This is a genomic window from Solwaraspora sp. WMMB335 (assembly GCF_049179075.1).
Lineage (GTDB): Bacteria > Actinomycetota > Actinomycetes > Mycobacteriales > Micromonosporaceae > Micromonospora_E.
The window spans coordinates 4036943-4052502 of record NZ_JBMHMF010000001.1; the positions used below are offsets into that span (position 1 = coordinate 4036943).

General features: G+C 67.6%; 10 protein-coding genes. 2 read left to right on the forward strand and 8 right to left on the reverse strand.

The genetic code is table 11. From position 1 onward, the window contains the following. The first annotated feature begins 67 nt into the window (after positions 1 to 67). Both ACN27F_RS17335 and ACN27F_RS17340 read left to right on the forward strand, forming a co-directional pair. Positions 68 to 727, forward strand: coding sequence for a ClpP family protease (locus ACN27F_RS17335; RefSeq protein WP_421434610.1), 660 nt, complete (start codon positions 68 to 70; stop codon positions 725 to 727). Then, positions 724 to 1347 (forward strand): ClpP family protease, encoded by a 624-nt coding sequence (locus tag ACN27F_RS17340; RefSeq protein ID WP_421434612.1) that lies wholly within the window; start codon positions 724 to 726, stop codon positions 1345 to 1347. The genes ACN27F_RS17335 and ACN27F_RS17340 overlap by 4 nt, the downstream gene beginning before the upstream one ends. A 28-nt stretch (positions 1348 to 1375) precedes the next feature. On the opposite strand, the gene ACN27F_RS17345 is transcribed toward ACN27F_RS17340, so the two are convergent. The 8 genes from ACN27F_RS17345 to ACN27F_RS17380 form a co-directional block, all read right to left on the reverse strand. Continuing rightward, positions 1376 to 1792, reverse strand: a complete 417-nt coding sequence (locus ACN27F_RS17345) for a helix-turn-helix domain-containing protein (RefSeq protein ID WP_421434613.1) — start codon at positions 1790 to 1792, stop codon at positions 1376 to 1378. Between the two features lie 98 nt (positions 1793 to 1890). After that, positions 1891 to 2889 (reverse strand): DMT family transporter, encoded by a 999-nt coding sequence (locus tag ACN27F_RS17350; RefSeq protein WP_421434615.1) that lies wholly within the window; start codon positions 2887 to 2889, stop codon positions 1891 to 1893. A gap of 34 nt (positions 2890 to 2923) precedes the next feature. Next, positions 2924 to 4546 carry a B12-binding domain-containing radical SAM protein gene (locus tag ACN27F_RS17355; RefSeq protein ID WP_421434617.1) on the reverse strand — a complete coding sequence of 541 codons (1623 nt, stop codon included), beginning with the start codon at positions 4544 to 4546 and terminating at the stop codon, positions 2924 to 2926. Positions 4547 to 5085: 539 nt separating this feature from the next. Further along, the gene (gene mmsB / locus ACN27F_RS17360) at positions 5086 to 6336 is read right to left on the reverse strand and encodes a multiple monosaccharide ABC transporter permease (protein ID WP_421434619.1); all 1251 of its coding nucleotides are present in this window, start codon (positions 6334 to 6336) and stop codon (positions 5086 to 5088) included. Then, entirely contained in the window at positions 6333 to 7874 is a 1542-nt protein-coding gene (gene mmsA, locus ACN27F_RS17365; protein ID WP_421434620.1) for a multiple monosaccharide ABC transporter ATP-binding protein, read from the reverse strand. The genes mmsB and mmsA overlap by 4 nt, the downstream gene beginning before the upstream one ends. A 98-nt stretch (positions 7875 to 7972) precedes the next feature. Then, on the reverse strand, positions 7973 to 9115 hold the full coding sequence (gene chvE / locus ACN27F_RS17370) for a multiple monosaccharide ABC transporter substrate-binding protein (RefSeq protein ID WP_421434622.1): 1143 nt from the start codon (positions 9113 to 9115) through the stop codon (positions 7973 to 7975). 248 nt (positions 9116 to 9363) lie between these two features. Next, positions 9364 to 9630: a hypothetical protein gene (locus ACN27F_RS17375; protein ID WP_421434623.1), complete on the reverse strand. Its 267-nt coding sequence runs from the start codon at positions 9628 to 9630 to the stop codon at positions 9364 to 9366. Positions 9631 to 9761: 131 nt separating this feature from the next. After that, the gene (locus ACN27F_RS17380; protein WP_421434624.1) at positions 9762 to 15227 is read right to left on the reverse strand and encodes a carboxyl transferase domain-containing protein; all 5466 of its coding nucleotides are present in this window, start codon (positions 15225 to 15227) and stop codon (positions 9762 to 9764) included. Positions 15228 to 15560: the final 333 nt, after the last annotated feature.

The following is a 15560-nucleotide window of genomic DNA, read 5'->3' on the forward strand; positions in this document are numbered from 1 at the left end:
TGTCGGCGGATCCGCCGCAGGCGGATATCGCGGCGCCCGGACGCGATGTGGCGGCACGCTTTGGGGCATGACCGCCGAAACCAAGCCCCCGCTCTTCGACGACCGGGCCCGACGCGAGCTCTACGACCAGCGTGTCCTGGTGCTCGACGGCCTGTTGGACGACGACAACGGCACGCTGCTCGCCACCCAGTTGGTGACGTTGGCCGCAACGGACGCCAGCGCCGACATCTCCCTGTGGATCCACTCGCCCGGCGGCTCGGTGCCGGCGATGCTGGCGATCCGGGACGTGATCAAGCTCGTGCCCACCGACGTGTCGACCCTCGCGCTCGGCATCGCGTACAGCGCCGGGCAGTTCCTACTCTCCGCCGGCACGCGCGGCAAGCGACGCGCCATGCCGCATGCCCGCGTCCTGATGCATCAGGGGTCGGCGGGCATCGCCGGCACCGCCGTCGACATCGAGTTGCAGGCCAACGACCTACGGCACACCAGGGACACCGTACTCGGCCTGATCGCCCAGGACACCGGACGGCCGGTGGCGCAGGTCTTCGAAGACTCGTTGCATGATCGCTGGTACACCGCCCGGGAAGCGCTGGACTACGGCTTCATCGACGGCATCGTGGAGTCCTTCGACGAAATCGCCCCGCGCCGGCGCCGCCCGTTCGGCCTGGGTTCCGGGCCGGGCACCACCGGGCCGGCAGCCATCCCATCGGAGGACACCCGACAGTGAGCACTTATCCGATCCCGAACGTGATCGCCCAGCACCCGCGTGGCGAACGCATCATGGATGTCTACTCCCACCTGCTGGCCGAGCGGGTGGTCTACCTCGGCACCGCGATCGATGCCGGCGTGGCGAACGTTCTCGTCGCGCAACTGCTGCACTTGGAGGCGGACAACCCGGACCGGGACATCCAGCTCTACATCAACTGCGAGGGTGGTGACCCGAGCGCGATGCTCGCGGTCTACGACACGATGCGCTACATCCGCCCCCGGATCGCCACCACCTGCATCGGTCAGGCGGTCGCGGTCGGCGCGGTGCTGCTGGCGGCCGGGACGTCCGGCCACCGTTCCGCGCTGCCGCATGCCCGGGTCGTGTTGCACCAGCCGGCCGCGCAGGGGCGAGGTGCCATCCCCGACCTGATCCTGCAGGCCGACGAGGTGGTCCGGGTGCGGGCCGACATCGAGCGGATCCTCGCCCGGCACACCGGTCAGGACATCGACCGGCTGCGGGCGGACACCGATCACGACCGGGTTTTCACGGCTCCGGCCGCCCGGGACTACGGGCTGCTCGACCAGGTCATAGCGGAGCGTGCGCCGGTCGACGCGGCCCGGCGGCTCGCCCACGCCTAGCCCGTCCGACGGCACCGCCAGCCAGCGGTCAGGCAGCCAAGGCGTACGCGGCGCGAGAGGCCAGTCCGACTCGGGCGACCGGCCGGGTGGCTCCCTGCAGGCTGCCCGCGACCGAGATGGCGAGCTCGGCCAGGGTGACCTCGAGTGCCCCGGCGACGGCGGCGATCATCTCGCTGGACGGTTCCTTGATGCCCCGCTCGATCTCCGAGAGGTACTGCGGGGAAACTCCGGCCCGGGCTGCCGTGTCGGTGAGAGTCTCACCACGTTCGTGGCGCAGGCTGCGCAGCCGATCCCCGAGAACCTGCCGCCAGAGCGGCTCACCGCCGCTCGCCGGTTGTCCGGGCCGCGAGGACTGCGAGGGCTGCACGGGCCGCGAGGGCTGCGAGGGCTGCGGCTCAGGGCTGACGCTGACGCCGCGCGGCGGCACGGGAGGTGTCTCGGCCATGCCTCATGGTAGGAGAAGCACCTCGCGGGCGAAGCCCGGTTCTGCTCAGAGCGGAGCCGGGCGGAGCCACCTGCGTTCGACGATCCACGGCGCCCGTCTCACTCGACCTCGCGACCGTCTCCGGCCCCCGCTCCCGCCACGGCGACCGGCGGTTGGCCTGCCGCCGGCACCGGCTCAGCAGCCGGCACGGCGTCGGCCGCCGGAGCGGACGGCTTGGCCCGGTTGGCCAGGTAGACCCCGGCCAGGACGACCACTCCGCCGACGATCTGCGCGGCGCTCGGGATCTCACGCAGGAGCGCGATGGCGAGGACGATGGTGATCACCGGGACCAGGTTGATGAAGCTGGACGCCTTGGAAGCGCCGATCGTCTCGATCCCGTGGTTGAAGAAGACGTAGGCGAGCACCGATGAGCCCACGCACATGAAGACGGCCGCTGCCAAAAGGTCGCCCGGCAGGCCGGGCATCCGCCCGAGATCCCGGAGGGCACCGTTGCTGAGGAACAACCACGGGACGAGAGCGAGGCTGCCGTAGGCGAAGATGTAATAGGTCTGCACCATCGACGTGGCCCGCGGGGCGAACCAGCGCAGCAGGAAGTTGTACAGGCCGAAACAGAGCGTGCTGGCGATCAGCAGCAGATCGCCGACGTTGTAGCGGGACTCTGCCACCACCCGCCAGTCCATCCGCGTGATGATCAGGACGACGCCGAGATAGGAGACGATGAACCCGGCGGTCTGCCAGGAGCTGGACCGTTCACGCCTGGCCGCCACGCTCAACGCGAGAGTGACCAACGGAATGGTCGCCTCGGCCAGCGCGGCGTTGATCGCGGTGCTCCTGGCCAGCCCTTCGAAGTAGAAGTAGTAGCAGAGGGTCACGCCGACGATGCCGAGCACCGCGAACTGCGCGTGCTCGCGCAGGCTCACCCGCAGCCGCAGCCGCATCACCAGGCAGACCAGCAGCAGAAGAATTGCTGCGCCGGCGAACCGGCTGAACGTCACCGACGCCGGCAGCGTCGAGCCCAACAGCAGCTTGCCGGCGATCGCCGAGCCGCCCCAGAAAAACGCCGCGGCGCACAACGCGGTGTAGGTCAGACTCCGCAACGCTTCTCCTACGACGCTTCGGCACCGTCGGCGCTCAGGCAAGTACCGGCTCGAGCGTGCCGTTGGGCGCGAGCTTCGTCAGGAACTTCGCCTGAAGTGCACCCAACATGCGCATCTGACCGTCAACGAAGGATAGCAGTTCACCCTGGTCCGGTCCGGCCCATCGTGGATCGGCGTCGAGCCGGATGAGTAGTCTTTCCATGAAGGCGTACGTCCGTTGCTGGATCCGGCTGATGCCGGCTTCGAGGTCCTTTTCGATCCCGGCACAGGACTCGGCACCGTCGTAGAAACTCCTGATCCTGACGAGGTCGCGCAGGCGCCGGGTGAGGTGGTCCTCGAAGCGCGGCAGCAGGTAGTTGGTGTTGATGTTGGTCAGAATCCGCAGGAGTGTCGTGGACCCTGGGTCGTCCAAATCGTAGTTCGCGACGTCCCAGACCGAGCGGCGCGGTTTGACGGACATCTCGTCACCGAGCCTGATGCCGGGCAGCGTCTCGACCCGCGAGGTCAGGTTCCACACGGTGCACAGCCCGACCTCACGTAGGAAGTTCAGCGTATTTCGGATCTGCGGCAGGGTCACCTGCTGGTGGAAGGTGATGACTCCGTTCGTGGAGCCGGAGACGCCCAGATTCCGCAACTCGGTGAACGCCCGCAGAGACGCGTTCTTACGGACCTTCTTGTTGTAGATGTCCAGCGTCTCGTCGTCACCTGCCTCAAGGCCGAGATAGGTGCTGACCATACCGACGTTACGTAGTCGCTGAATCAGCGCGAGGTCACCCGGCTTATCGAAGTCGAAGCTGTCCGCCCGCACGAAGACATCGAACGGAACACGTACGTCGCGATTCTCCAACTCCGAGCACAGGTCGAGGACCCAGGCCCGGCTGTTGAGCGATCGGGTCACGAACGTCGCATCATAGAATCGGAGCAAAAGATTTTGTTCGGCGAAGAACGGGCGAAGTGACTCCATCTCGTCCACCATCTTCTTCGGCGAACGGTAGCGCAGGCTCATGGTATCGTTTCCGAGAAACCGGTTGGCATTGCAAAATGAGCAGGGAAATGGGCATCCACGCTGGCCGAGAATCCCGATCTCAATAGGTATACCGCGCTCCCTGCAGCGCAGTGCGACGTCCCGGGCGGCGAACGGCAACACGTCCAGGGAGGGCATCGGCGTCCGGTTCGGGTTGCGGATGACCCGCTGCCGTTCCTCGTCAAAGTAGGAGACACCGCGCAGCGCCCGTGGCTCCTCGCCCCGTTCGATCGCCCGCGCCAACTCGCCGAGTCCGTCCTCGCCTTCACCTCGGATGACGAAGTCGACACACCGGTACTCGCCAAGCAATTTCTCATCGAGATACGTCGCGTGCTCGCCACCGAAGACAATGGCTGCCGTACCGGACATCTTGATAAGTTGAGCGAGCTTCAGCGCGGACGGCAATGTCGCATAGTTGACACTGACTCCGATCAGTGCACAACCAGAGGCAGCGATTTCGCGACTGGCTTCCCGTTCGTTCTTGCGATCTACTCTCAAATCAATGATGGACACGTCGTGTCCATCATTTCTCAGCAGTGCGGCGGCTAGGCCGAGTGCAAGATTCTCGTGATAGATGTACATTTCCCGCATATCGTCGTTGTCGGTCTGCGGGTTCACCAGCACTACTTTCATCGACGCCCCCGTAGCTCGTCATCCCAGGGCCTTCCGGGACGCGACCGCCGACAGAAAGGGAGATCCTCTTCCGTCGTGACCGCCGTGACCGTCGTGCGGATTGCGGTGCCACACACGTCCAGCAGTGTAGGTAGGTCGAGGGCTCCGGTCCAGCTTCGCGATCTTGCGACAGGATTGCCCGCCCACCGTGACAGACGGTGGCGATCATCGATGCAGAGATCTTGGAATCAAAGGACGAGGCGGCGATGTTCCACTCTCGCGTCATCGCTGTCCACAGCCCCGTGATCCCGATAAATCGATTGCCATGCCGGCGGCGACAGTGCCGCATGACGAAACTCCGACCGGAATCACATGAATGGATCACCGAACAAACTCACCCACCGTCACCATGGGTATATCCACCGAGACCGCTACATCTTCCATAAAATAGTCTTCTGTAAATATCGTGTAACTTTTCAGCAATACCCCGGGCAGACACCTCGGCACCCCGGTTGACCAGGTGACCAGGTGACCTCCGCCTGGTACCGCGGATCGGGACCTCAGCGGGACACGCCGGCACGGCGCTTGTTGTAGACGTCGAAGGCGACCGCGACGAGCAGCACGAGCCCCTTCACCACGGACTGCACAGACTGGTCGATGCCCATCAGCTGCATTCCGTTGCTCATCACCGCCATGATGAGCCCACCCACGACCGCTCCGACCACGGTCCCGACGCCACCGGTGACCGCCGCACCGCCGATGAACGACGCGGCGATCGCATCCAGCTCGAACATGTTGCCGGCCCCCGGCTGGGCGCCGTTGGACCGCGAGGAGTAGATGACGCCAGCCACACCCGCCAGGAATCCCATGTTGACGAACATCCAGAAATTCACGGTCTTGACCTTCACGCCGGACAGCGTCGCCGCCGAGAGGTTCCCCCCGATCGCGTAGATCTGCCGGCCGAAGACCGTGCGCCGGGTCAACAACCCGTACACCAACACCAGCACCGCGAGGATGATCAGTACGATCGGCAGACCCCGGGCGTGGGCCAGTTGCCACGCGAAGTACATGATGACGGCACCTACCACCAGGACCCGGGCCACGAACAGCGGGACCGATTCCACCGGTTGCTGGTAGCGCACCCGCGCGGCCCGGGTACGGAAGCCGCTCACCGCGTAGCCCGCCACCGCGATCGCGCCGATCAGCAGGGTGAAGGCATCGTAGCCCCGCCCACCGATCAAACCGTTGAGGAATCCGGCGGCGACCTGCTGATACTCGGCCGGGAACGGCGACAGTGAGATGTTGTCGAGCACCCGGAGGGTGAGACCCCGGAACAGGAGCATGCCGGCCAGGGTGACGATGAACGCCGGGATGCCCACGTACGCCACCCAGACCCCGTGCCAGGCGCCGACGAGTACGCCGACCGCCAGGGCCGCGATGATCCCGACCCACCATGGGTAGCCCTGCTGGACGACGAGCACGGCGGAGACGGCACCGGTGAGCGCCACCACCGATCCGACCGACAGGTCGATGTGCCCACCGACGATCACGATGACCATGCCGATCGCCAGCACCAGGATGTACGAGTACTGCAGCACGATGTTGGTGATGTTCCCCGGACTCAGCGAGACGCCACCGGTCAACACCGCGAACAGCGCGACGATGACCACGAAGGCGACGTAGATTCCGCTCTGCCGCAGGTTGCCCATGATCAGCTTGCGCGGATCGTTGCTGCCCGTGCGCACGGCGGTGGCGGCCGGCTGTCCGGCCGAGGACTGGGCGTCGAGTTTGGCGGGCTTGATGCTTGTCAACGGACCGGTTCCTTGTCCTTCGCCATGAGCTGCATGAGATTTTCCTGGGTGGCTTCGCCGACCGGCACCTCACCGGTGATCCGGCCGGCCGCGAGGGTGTAGATGCGGTCGCACATGCCGAGCAGCTCCGGAAGCTCGGAGGAGATCATGATGATCGCCTTTCCGTCGGCCACGAGGCGATTGACGATCGTGTAGATCTCGTACTTGGCCCCGACGTCGATGCCACGCGTCGGCTCGTCCAGGATGAGCACGTCCGGGTCGGTGAACAGCCACTTGGACAGCACGACCTTCTGCTGGTTGCCGCCGGAGAGCTTGCCGACCAGGTCCATCACGCTCGGCGCCTTGATGTTCATCTCCTGCCGGCTCTGTTCGGCGGCCCGGATCTCCTCGTTGTCGTGCACCCAGCCGAGGCGGGCAAGCTTGTCGAGGGCAGCGGCCGAGATGTTGTGCCGGATGTCGTCGATGAGATTCAACCCGTAGCGCTTGCGATCTTCGGTGGCGTACGCGATGCCGTTGCCGATCGCGTCGGCGACGGTGCGGGCCTTGACCCGTCTACCGTGCATGAACAGCCGGCCGGTGACGTCACGTCCGTACGAGCGGCCGAACACGCTCATCGCCAACTCCGTACGGCCGGCGCCCATCAGCCCGGCGATGCCGACGATTTCGCCGGCGCGTACGTGCAGGCTGGCCCGGTCGACAACCAGGCGGTTCTGGGTGGGGTGCCGGACGCTCCAGTCCTCGATCCGCAGCACCTCCGGCCCGGGTCTCGCGACCCGCTCCGGGTAGAAGCTGGTCAGATCGCGGCCGACCATGCCACGGATGATCCGTTCCTGGCTCACGTCACCGGCGGCGGGTACGTCGAGCCGCTCGACGGTGTGCCCGTCGCGGAGGACGGTGATCGAGTCCGCGATCGCGGTGATCTCGTTCAGCTTGTGCGAGATCATGATGCAGGTGATACCCCGTTGCTGCAGCTGTCGGAGCAGGTCGAGCAGGTGCGCCGAATCGATGTCGTTCAACGCCGCGGTCGGCTCGTCCAGGATGAGCAGCCGGACCTTCTTGGACAGCGCCTTCGCGATCTCCACCAACTGCTGCTTGCCGACGCCGAGTGCGATGATCGGCGTCATCGCGTTCTCGTGCAGCCCGACCGAGGCCAGCAGCCTCGTCGCCTCGGCATTGGCTCGGTTCCAGTCGATGAGCCCGCTGCGCCCACGGCGCTCGTTGCCCAGGAAGATGTTCTCGGCGATGGACAGGTAAGGCACGAGCGCCAGTTCCTGGTGGATGATGACGATGCCCCGCGCCTCGCTGTCCCGGATGCCGCGGAAGTGCACCGGCCGGCCGTCGTAGACGATCTCGCCGTCATAACTGCCGGACGGGTAGACGCCCGAGAGCACCTTCATGAGGGTGGACTTGCCGGCGCCGTTCTCGCCGCAGATGGCGTGGATCTCACCGCGTCGCACCGCGAGCGAGACGTCCTGCAGCGCCGCCACTCCGGGGAAGGTCTTGGTGATGTGACGCATCTCGAGGATGTTGTCGTCCATTGTCGTCCGCTCGCTCGTACGGATCGGGTATCGCCCCGGTTGCCACGGGACCGGGCGGCTCGACGCCCGCCGCCCGGCCCCGTGGTCTCGTCGGAGTGTCAGCCCTCGGCCTGGCCGGAGGCGACCTCCTCGGCGGTCAGATATCCCGAGTCGATGAGCGCCGTCTGGATGTCCTCCTTGTAGACGGTCTGCACCGGCAGCAGGTACGACGGCACGACCTTGACGCCGTTTTCGTACGTCGTCGTGTCGTTGGCCTGCGGCTCGGTGTCTTCGAGGAACGCCTCCGCGGCGAGTACGGCCTGCTCGGCCAGCAGCCGGGTGTCCTTGAACACGGTCGAGTGCTGGACCCCGTCGTTGATCAGCTTGACCGACGCGACCTCCGCGTCCTGGCCGGTCACGACCGCCATGTCCGCGCCCGAGCGGCCGTACCCGGCGTTCTGCAGCGCGGTGATGATTCCCCGGGACAGGCCGTCGTAGGGTGAGAGCACCCCGTCCACCTGGCTACCGTCGTTGTAGCTGGAGGTCAACAGGTCTTCCATCCGCCGCTGGGCGGTCTCCTGCTGCCACCGCAGGATGGCCACCTGCTCGATGTCGGTCTGGCCAGACTTCACCAGCAACGTGCCGTCGTCGAGGAACGGCTCGAGGGTGTCCATCGCGCCGTCGAAGAAGAAGTGGGCGTTGTTGTCGTCGAGCGAGCCGGCGAACAGTTCGACGTTGAACGGCCCGTTCGCCGCGCCCTTCGAGCCGTCGGCGTTGCGCAGCCCGAGGCCGACGAGCAGCGCCTCGGCCTGGGCGACGCCCACCTTGTAGTTGTCGAAGCTGACGTAGAAGTCCACGTTCGGGCTGTCCCGGATGAGCCGGTCGTACGAGATCACCGGAATGTTCGCCGACGCGGCCGCCTGGAGTTGACCGCTCAGCGCCGTCCCGTCGATCGCGGCGACGATCAGGACGTCGGCGCCCTGGGTGATCATCTGGTCGATCTGCTGGGACTGGGTGGGGATGTCGTCCCCGGCGTACTGGAGATCGACCTGGTAGCCCTTCGCCTCCAGCTTCTCCTTGACCGAGGTGCCGTCGGCGATCCACCGTTCGGAGGTCTGGGTCGGCATCGACACCCCGATGCTGAGGTCGGCGGGATCCTCACCGGCGGTGTCACCGCCCCCACCAGCACCTTCTCCACCACACGCCGTCATACTCAGTGCAAGCACAGCGCTGCCGAGAGCAATCAGGACTCTGCTACGCACAGGCTTCTCCTCCCCGGAACTCGTGCCGTCAGCCGGACCCGTCGCCCGCGCCGGGATCAGTGTTAGCGCTCACATTCGACCATGTCAACACCCTGGTTCGAAATCTTGGGGTCACGGTCTCGTAACGAGCCGGACGGTGCACCGAGAAGCGGAAACGGCTACGTCCGTGCGGGGTCCGCAGTCGCCAGGGCGACCACGGACCCCGCACGCGTCGTCACCGTGCCGGCGTAGCGGGACGGACGCCGCACCTACACCGAGAACATCGTCACGTGGCCGGTGGGGTACACGTGGGCGGTCGAGATGTGCTTCTTGTCCAGGTACAGCTGGATGGTGAAGTGAGTGCCCTGCGGATCGTCACCAACGTGCCAACCGGCGGTCACCAGGCCGTAGGTGTCGTCACTCGCGCCGGTGGCGAAAATGTAGACGTCGTTGTCCCGGTCGGTCTCCTTCTCGATGAACAGCTGGATCTCGCCGCGAATGTTGCCCTTGACGTTGTCCGCGAACTTCAGCGACATCGGTCTTCCTGTCTTCTCGATGGCTCCTGTCGAGCCGAACATGGACAAGAGACCGACACGGTGGATGCTGATACCGACCGTCGGATTTCAGATACCGGTCCCGACCGTGGCGCTCTGGCCTGCCCGGACGGTCAGCTCAGCCGGGACTCGATCGCCTCGATGATGCGCGGACGCAGCTCGGCGGCGCGGATCACGGCGTCGACCGAACCGACTTCGACCGCGCGCTGGATGTTGTGTACGCGGTCGAACTCCGCGGCCACCTCGCCCAGTTTCTCCGCGCGTACCGACGCGCGCAGTTCGTCGAGGTCCGCGGTCAGTGCGGCACGGTCGGCGCCAGTCGCGGCGGCGACCCTCGTCTCCAGATCCCGCACCCGTGGATCGGCCGCCGTACGGGCGTTGACGTCGCCGGAGAACACCACCGCGGCGGCCGGTGCGCCACCGAGCACCGAGGCGAACGAGCCTTCCAACGCGAGCACGGTCATGTTGGGGTTCAGCGCCTTCGAGAACACCACGAACGCCCCACCGTGGTAACGGGAGATCACGCAGAAGACGATCGGCCCACGGAAGTTCACGATCGCCCGGCCGATCTCGGCGCCGTACTCCAGCTGCAGCTTGCGCATCGACTCCGGCGAACCGTCGAAACCCGACAGGTTCGCCAGCACGACCAGCGCCCGGTTGCCGCTGGCCGCGTTGATCGCCCGCGCCGCCTTCTTCGACGACTGGGGGAACAACGTGCCCGCGGTGTACGTGTCCGGGCCGTCGGTGGGTGGGAATCCACGCCGCGGCACGGACCGCGACTCGATGCCGAGCAGGCACACCGGCCTGCCGCCAAGGTGCACGTCCTGCACGGCCACGGTCTCCGCGTCGGCCATGCCCGCCCAGCGTTCCAGCACCGGATGGTCCTGGTCGGACAGGGCCCGCATCACGGTCCGGATGTCGAACGGCTTCTTGCGGTCCGGGTTGGCCTCGGCCGAGAAGATCTCGCCGACGGTGCTGAAGTCGCTGTCCGCCGCCGAATGCGGAAAGCTGGAGACGTCCCGGTCGATCGGGTCGTTCGTCGGGGCCCGACGCGGCGCGGCCTCGCCCGGCGCGACGTAGGTGTGGTCGTAGTACGCCATCAGCACGCTGCGCGCGGCGGCCAGGTTGGGCGCCCAGTACTGCGCCTGCCCGTTCGGGCCCATCACCCGGTCGTACCCGCCGATGCCGAAGTTGTCCTCGGCGGACACCCCACCGGAGAAGTCGAGTGACTGCTTGCCGGTGAGTACCATCGCCGAATCCGGCGTCATCACCAGGATGCCCCGGGTGTGCATCAGCATCGTCGCCTCGGCGTTCCAGTAGGGCTGGGCGCCGACGTTGATGCCCGCGACGACGATGTTGATCTCGCCACCGTCCTGGGTGAACTCGACGATCCGCTTGAGCGCCGCCGCCACCCAGTCCATGTTCTCGGTGCCGGAGCTCATGGAGATCCGGGCGCCGGCGGACAGGGCGTACCACTCCACCGGCACCCGAATCCGCTCGGCCAGATCCAGCGCCGCGATCACCCGGCGGCATTCCGGCTCGGACAGCGCACCGAGCGACTTCGTCGGGTCGCCGAGCAGCACGACCCTGGTGACACCCTGCGGGTGCCGCTGGGTCGGGGTGCTGACCACGCCGGCCACGATCGCCGCGGTGTTGTGTCCCCTCGGCCGCTCGACCGGCACCAGCACGTGGTGCTCATCGAGGTCGTACTCGGCGAAATGGCCGAGCCGGCCGGTCAACTCGTACGGGTAGACCGTGTTGCGGCTACTCGCCCGCAGCACCTTCTGCCGGTAGTCGTCCAGCGGCTCGACCGGTTCGTCCGACGGCTCGCCGATGGTCAACTCGGTGCCGCCGGTGGCGTCGAAGGAAATGCGGACCGCGGTCGGCGTCAGCGCCCCGGTCACCCGATCGCGCTTGCGCCCGATGAACAGGATCTCCTCCAGCCCCGCCCCGGCCGTGGTGGGCAGCACCCGCGCCACGATGGTGTCCAACTCGGCACGGCTGATGTTGCTCGGCGGCCAGACGTAGATCACGATCCGGTTGGTGTTGAACCGGTTCTTCGACGCGCGCCGCGACTGGGCCTGCCGGATCGAGTCGAGGCAGGCGGCGACGGAGTCCTCGGCGGTGGGCAGCGCCACCAGCCGGCCGTCGTGCTCACGTAGCTCGGTCAGGTCCCGGACCTGGGCCAACGCGACGAGGCGGTCGTCCGACGGGTTTTCCCGTGCCACGCACCGGAAGAGGTAGACCTCCTCGTCCAACGAGGGCAGTCGGGTCAGATCGAACTTGCGCAGCCGCTCCATCTGCAACCGGTGCGCGATGTACGGGTGCAGGCCACGGATCAGCCGGTCCTCGACCATCCCGGTGGCCGACGGACGGAACGTGAAGTGGTGGTGCATCACGGCGCCACCACTGCCCGCGACGGTCGTGGTGAGCCGGCGCACCTGGCCCGGCAGCGGGTGGGCGGCGATGACCTCCTGCAACGCGGTCGCCATCGCGTCGAAGTCCTCGGGCTGGCGCTCCCAGGACAGGTAGACGTCCGCGTCGATGGCCTCCTGGCCGCCGGCCAGCTCACCGAGCCCGCGCAACGCGTCGCGCAACGCGGCGAACCCCACCGCGGCGGCCACCAGCCGGGAGCCGGCACGGTCGGCGACCACGAACCGGCAGCCCGCGACATCACTGGTACGCACACCGGTGAGGCCCTTGTTGCCGTAGTAGCGCCGGGTCAGCACCTCCAGCATCACCGAGTTGTCGGTGGCGCCGCGGACGAGCCGCTGGCCCAGCAGCCGGACCAGGGGTTCGGTGCTGCGCACCATATCGGCGATGCGGTCGGCGCGGTCGGCCGCCGCCGGGTCCGCGTCCAGGTAGCGCAGGTGCCGGCGGACATTGGCGTAGACCCGGGCGCGGTTGCGGCGCAGCAGCGGTTGGGCGAACCAGGCGAAGACCAGGCCGCGCGCCAGGTCGGACACCACCGGGAAACGGACCTGCGTCGCCGCCACCAGCCGTTCCAGCGCCAGGCCGACGCTTTCGCGCAGCGCCTCGTCCGGTGGCGGTTCGCGCAACCAAGCCCGCAGCAGTGCGGTGACGACCATCGCGTCGGACGCCGCCCGCTGCAGGGCCAGGAAGATCCGGAACACCGCAGCTTCGAGCTCGGGGGTGCGCTCCAGCTCGGTGACCCCGTAGTGCCCGAGCGCCTTGGCGAGCTTCGCCTGGAACACCTCGGGCAGCCCGGCCCGCTCGACGTCGAGGCTCTGCAGATAGGTGTGCAGGTGCTCGCGGGCGCTGTGCACATGTCCGTCACCGCCGCCGTCCTCGCCAGCGGGCCGGTTGCGGCTCAGCTCCGCCAGATCGGCGAACGCGCCGACGAGTTCGAGTTCACCGGTGAGCGGGCGGTCGCTGTACTCGACGGTCTTTCCTCGGACGGCCAGGTATTCGTCGAGTACGCGACGCTCGTCGTGCGGGTCGACGTCGTAGCCCAGCAGCAGGCTGCGCAGGTCCTCCTGACCACGCCGGATCCGCTCCCAGACCGGAACCTCGGTGGGTGCGGCCGGCAGATCCAGCTCGACCGTGGCGGTGGTCGAGTCCTCCGCCGCCTCGGCGCCGTCATCGACGATCGGCTCCAGCCGCAGCAGTGGGGCACCCGTTTCCACCTGACTGCCCACCGACACGGCGCATTCCCTCAACCGTGCCTTGAACGGCGCCCGTAGCACCGTCTCCATCTTCATGCTCTCCAGCACCAGCACCGGAGCACCCGCCTCGACCTCGGCGCCGACCTGTAGCGGCGTCGCGACGACCAGCGCGGGCGCGGGAGAGCGCACCACGCCGCCCTCGTCCCGGCTGATCCGGTGCGTCACACCATCCACTTCGGCCAGGTGAACCGGCCCGTACGTGCCGGTGAGCAGGCCGTACCGGCTGCCGTTGACAAGGATCTGCCCGGTGTGCCGGTCGAACCGGTCGAGCACGACGTCCGCCGAGGCGACCTGCCCGGCCACCTCGATGCCGACCCGGAACCGGTGCGCCCCGACCCGCGCCACCCGCACCCGGTAGCTCGCGCCACGCAATTTGAGGTCCAACGGCCGTCCGCTGGCATGACGTACCTGCGGGCGACCGCCGGAGGCCGTCGACAGCAGCCGCTGCCGCTCGACGCGTTCCTCCTCCTCATACGTCTCGATGGCGGCGGCGGCCAGCGCGACGGCGGAGTGCCGGTGCGAGACGAGTCGGCCCGCACCGCGCACCCGGTCGATCCAGCCGGTGTCCGCGCTGGCGTCGATCACCTCCGGCTGGTCGAGCAGGTCGAGCACGAAGCTCTTGTTCGTCGCGCCACCTTCGATGATCACCCTGGTCTCGGCCATCGCCCGGCGCAGCCGGCCGAGCGCCTCGTCGCGGTCGCGGCCGTACGCGATGACCTTGGCGATCATCGAGTCGAAGTCGGCGGGGATCGTGTCGCCCTCACTGACCCCGGTATCCACCCGGATGCCCGGTCCGGCGGGCAGGTCCAGCCGGGCGATCCGCCCCGGGGACGGGGCGAAGTCACGGTCGGGATCCTCGGCGTTGAGCCGGGCCTCGACGGCGTGCCCGCGTTCGACCGGCGGAGTGCCTTCGAGGCGGCCACCGCCGGCCACGTACAACTGTGCCTTGACCAGGTCGAACCCTGTGGTCAGCTCGGTGATCGGGTGCTCGACCTGCAGCCGGGTGTTGACCTCGAGGAACGCGAACATCTGGTCACCGGGGTGGTAGAGGAACTCGACGGTCGCCGCCCCCCGGTAGCCGACCGCGATGGCCAGCCGTTCCGCCGACGTCTTGAGCTGCGCCGTCTGCGCGGGGCTCAGCACCGGCGACGCCGATTCCTCGATCACCTTCTGGTTGCGCCGCTGCACCGAGCAGTCGCGGACGCCGAGCGCCCAGGCGGTGCCTTCGCCGTCGGCGATCACCTGGACCTCGACGTGCCGTGCGCCGGTGACCAGCCGTTCCAGGAACACGGTGCCGCTGCCGAACGCCCGCGCGGCTTCCTGGCTGGTGCGTTCGTAGGCGTCGACGAGTTCGGCCTCGTCGGTGATGACCCGGATGCCGCGACCGCCACCGCCGGCGGTCGCCTTCAGCATCAACGGGTAGCCGATCTCACCGGCCGCCGCGACCGCGGCTTCCAGGGTCTCCACCGCGCCGCGGCTCCACGGCGCGACCGGCACGCCGACCTCCTCGGCGATCAGCTTCGCCCCGATCTTGTCGCCGAGCTTGCGCATCGCGTCCGGACTCGGCCCGACGAAGGTGACCCCGACCCGCTCACACAGCTCCGCGAACGCCGGGTCCTCGGCGACGAAGCCCCAGCCGACCCACGCCGCGTCGGCCCCGGTCTCCACCAGCGCCTGCTCCAGAACCTTGAGATTGAGGTACGGGCGGGCCGAGGCCGGGCCGAGGTCGTAGGCGATGTCCGCCTCCCGCACGAAGGTGGCGGCACGATCGACGTCGGTGTGCAGCGCGACGGTCTCGATCCGGGTCCCGGTCTCGGCTGCCAGCTCACGGACGGCGTGGATGAGCCGCATCGCGGCCTCACCGCGGTTGACGATGACGACACGACTGAACACCAGACCGAGCCTTCCTGTAGACCAACATCTGCCCGCCGCGGCACAAGGCAACGGCTCCGTCCAGCCTTCCGCTTAGCAGCCGGCAGCGCCATGTCGCTGACAGCGCACGCTACGCAGCCTCAGTTGTGGGAAACATCTAAATGACCTTGTCTACCCACGCCTAATCAGGCCCCCCAGCGGCCAAGACTGCCGGGTGACGGCCACCAGCCGACACTCCGATGTGACGCAGAACACACACAGCGTCAGCGACTCGCGCGACGGGACGGCACCCGCCGACGCTGCGCCGTTCGCAGCACTGCGCTACGTTCTGACCAACCGGTGTTTACGAAACGT

Bases quoted from the DNA above. Each gene is read 5' to 3' on its own strand.
- mmsA (WP_421434620.1), bottom strand. From the start codon at position 7,874: ATGGACGACAACATCCTCGAGATGCGTCACATCACCAAGACCTTCCCC.
- ACN27F_RS17345 (WP_421434613.1), bottom strand. From the start codon at position 1,792: ATGGCCGAGACACCTCCCGTGCCGCCGCGCGGCGTCAGCGTCAGCCCT.
- ACN27F_RS17335 (WP_421434610.1), top strand. From the start codon at position 68: ATGACCGCCGAAACCAAGCCCCCGCTCTTCGACGACCGGGCCCGACGC.
- ACN27F_RS17375 (WP_421434623.1), bottom strand. From the start codon at position 9,630: ATGTCGCTGAAGTTCGCGGACAACGTCAAGGGCAACATTCGCGGCGAG.
- ACN27F_RS17355 (WP_421434617.1), bottom strand. From the start codon at position 4,546: ATGAAAGTAGTGCTGGTGAACCCGCAGACCGACAACGACGATATGCGG.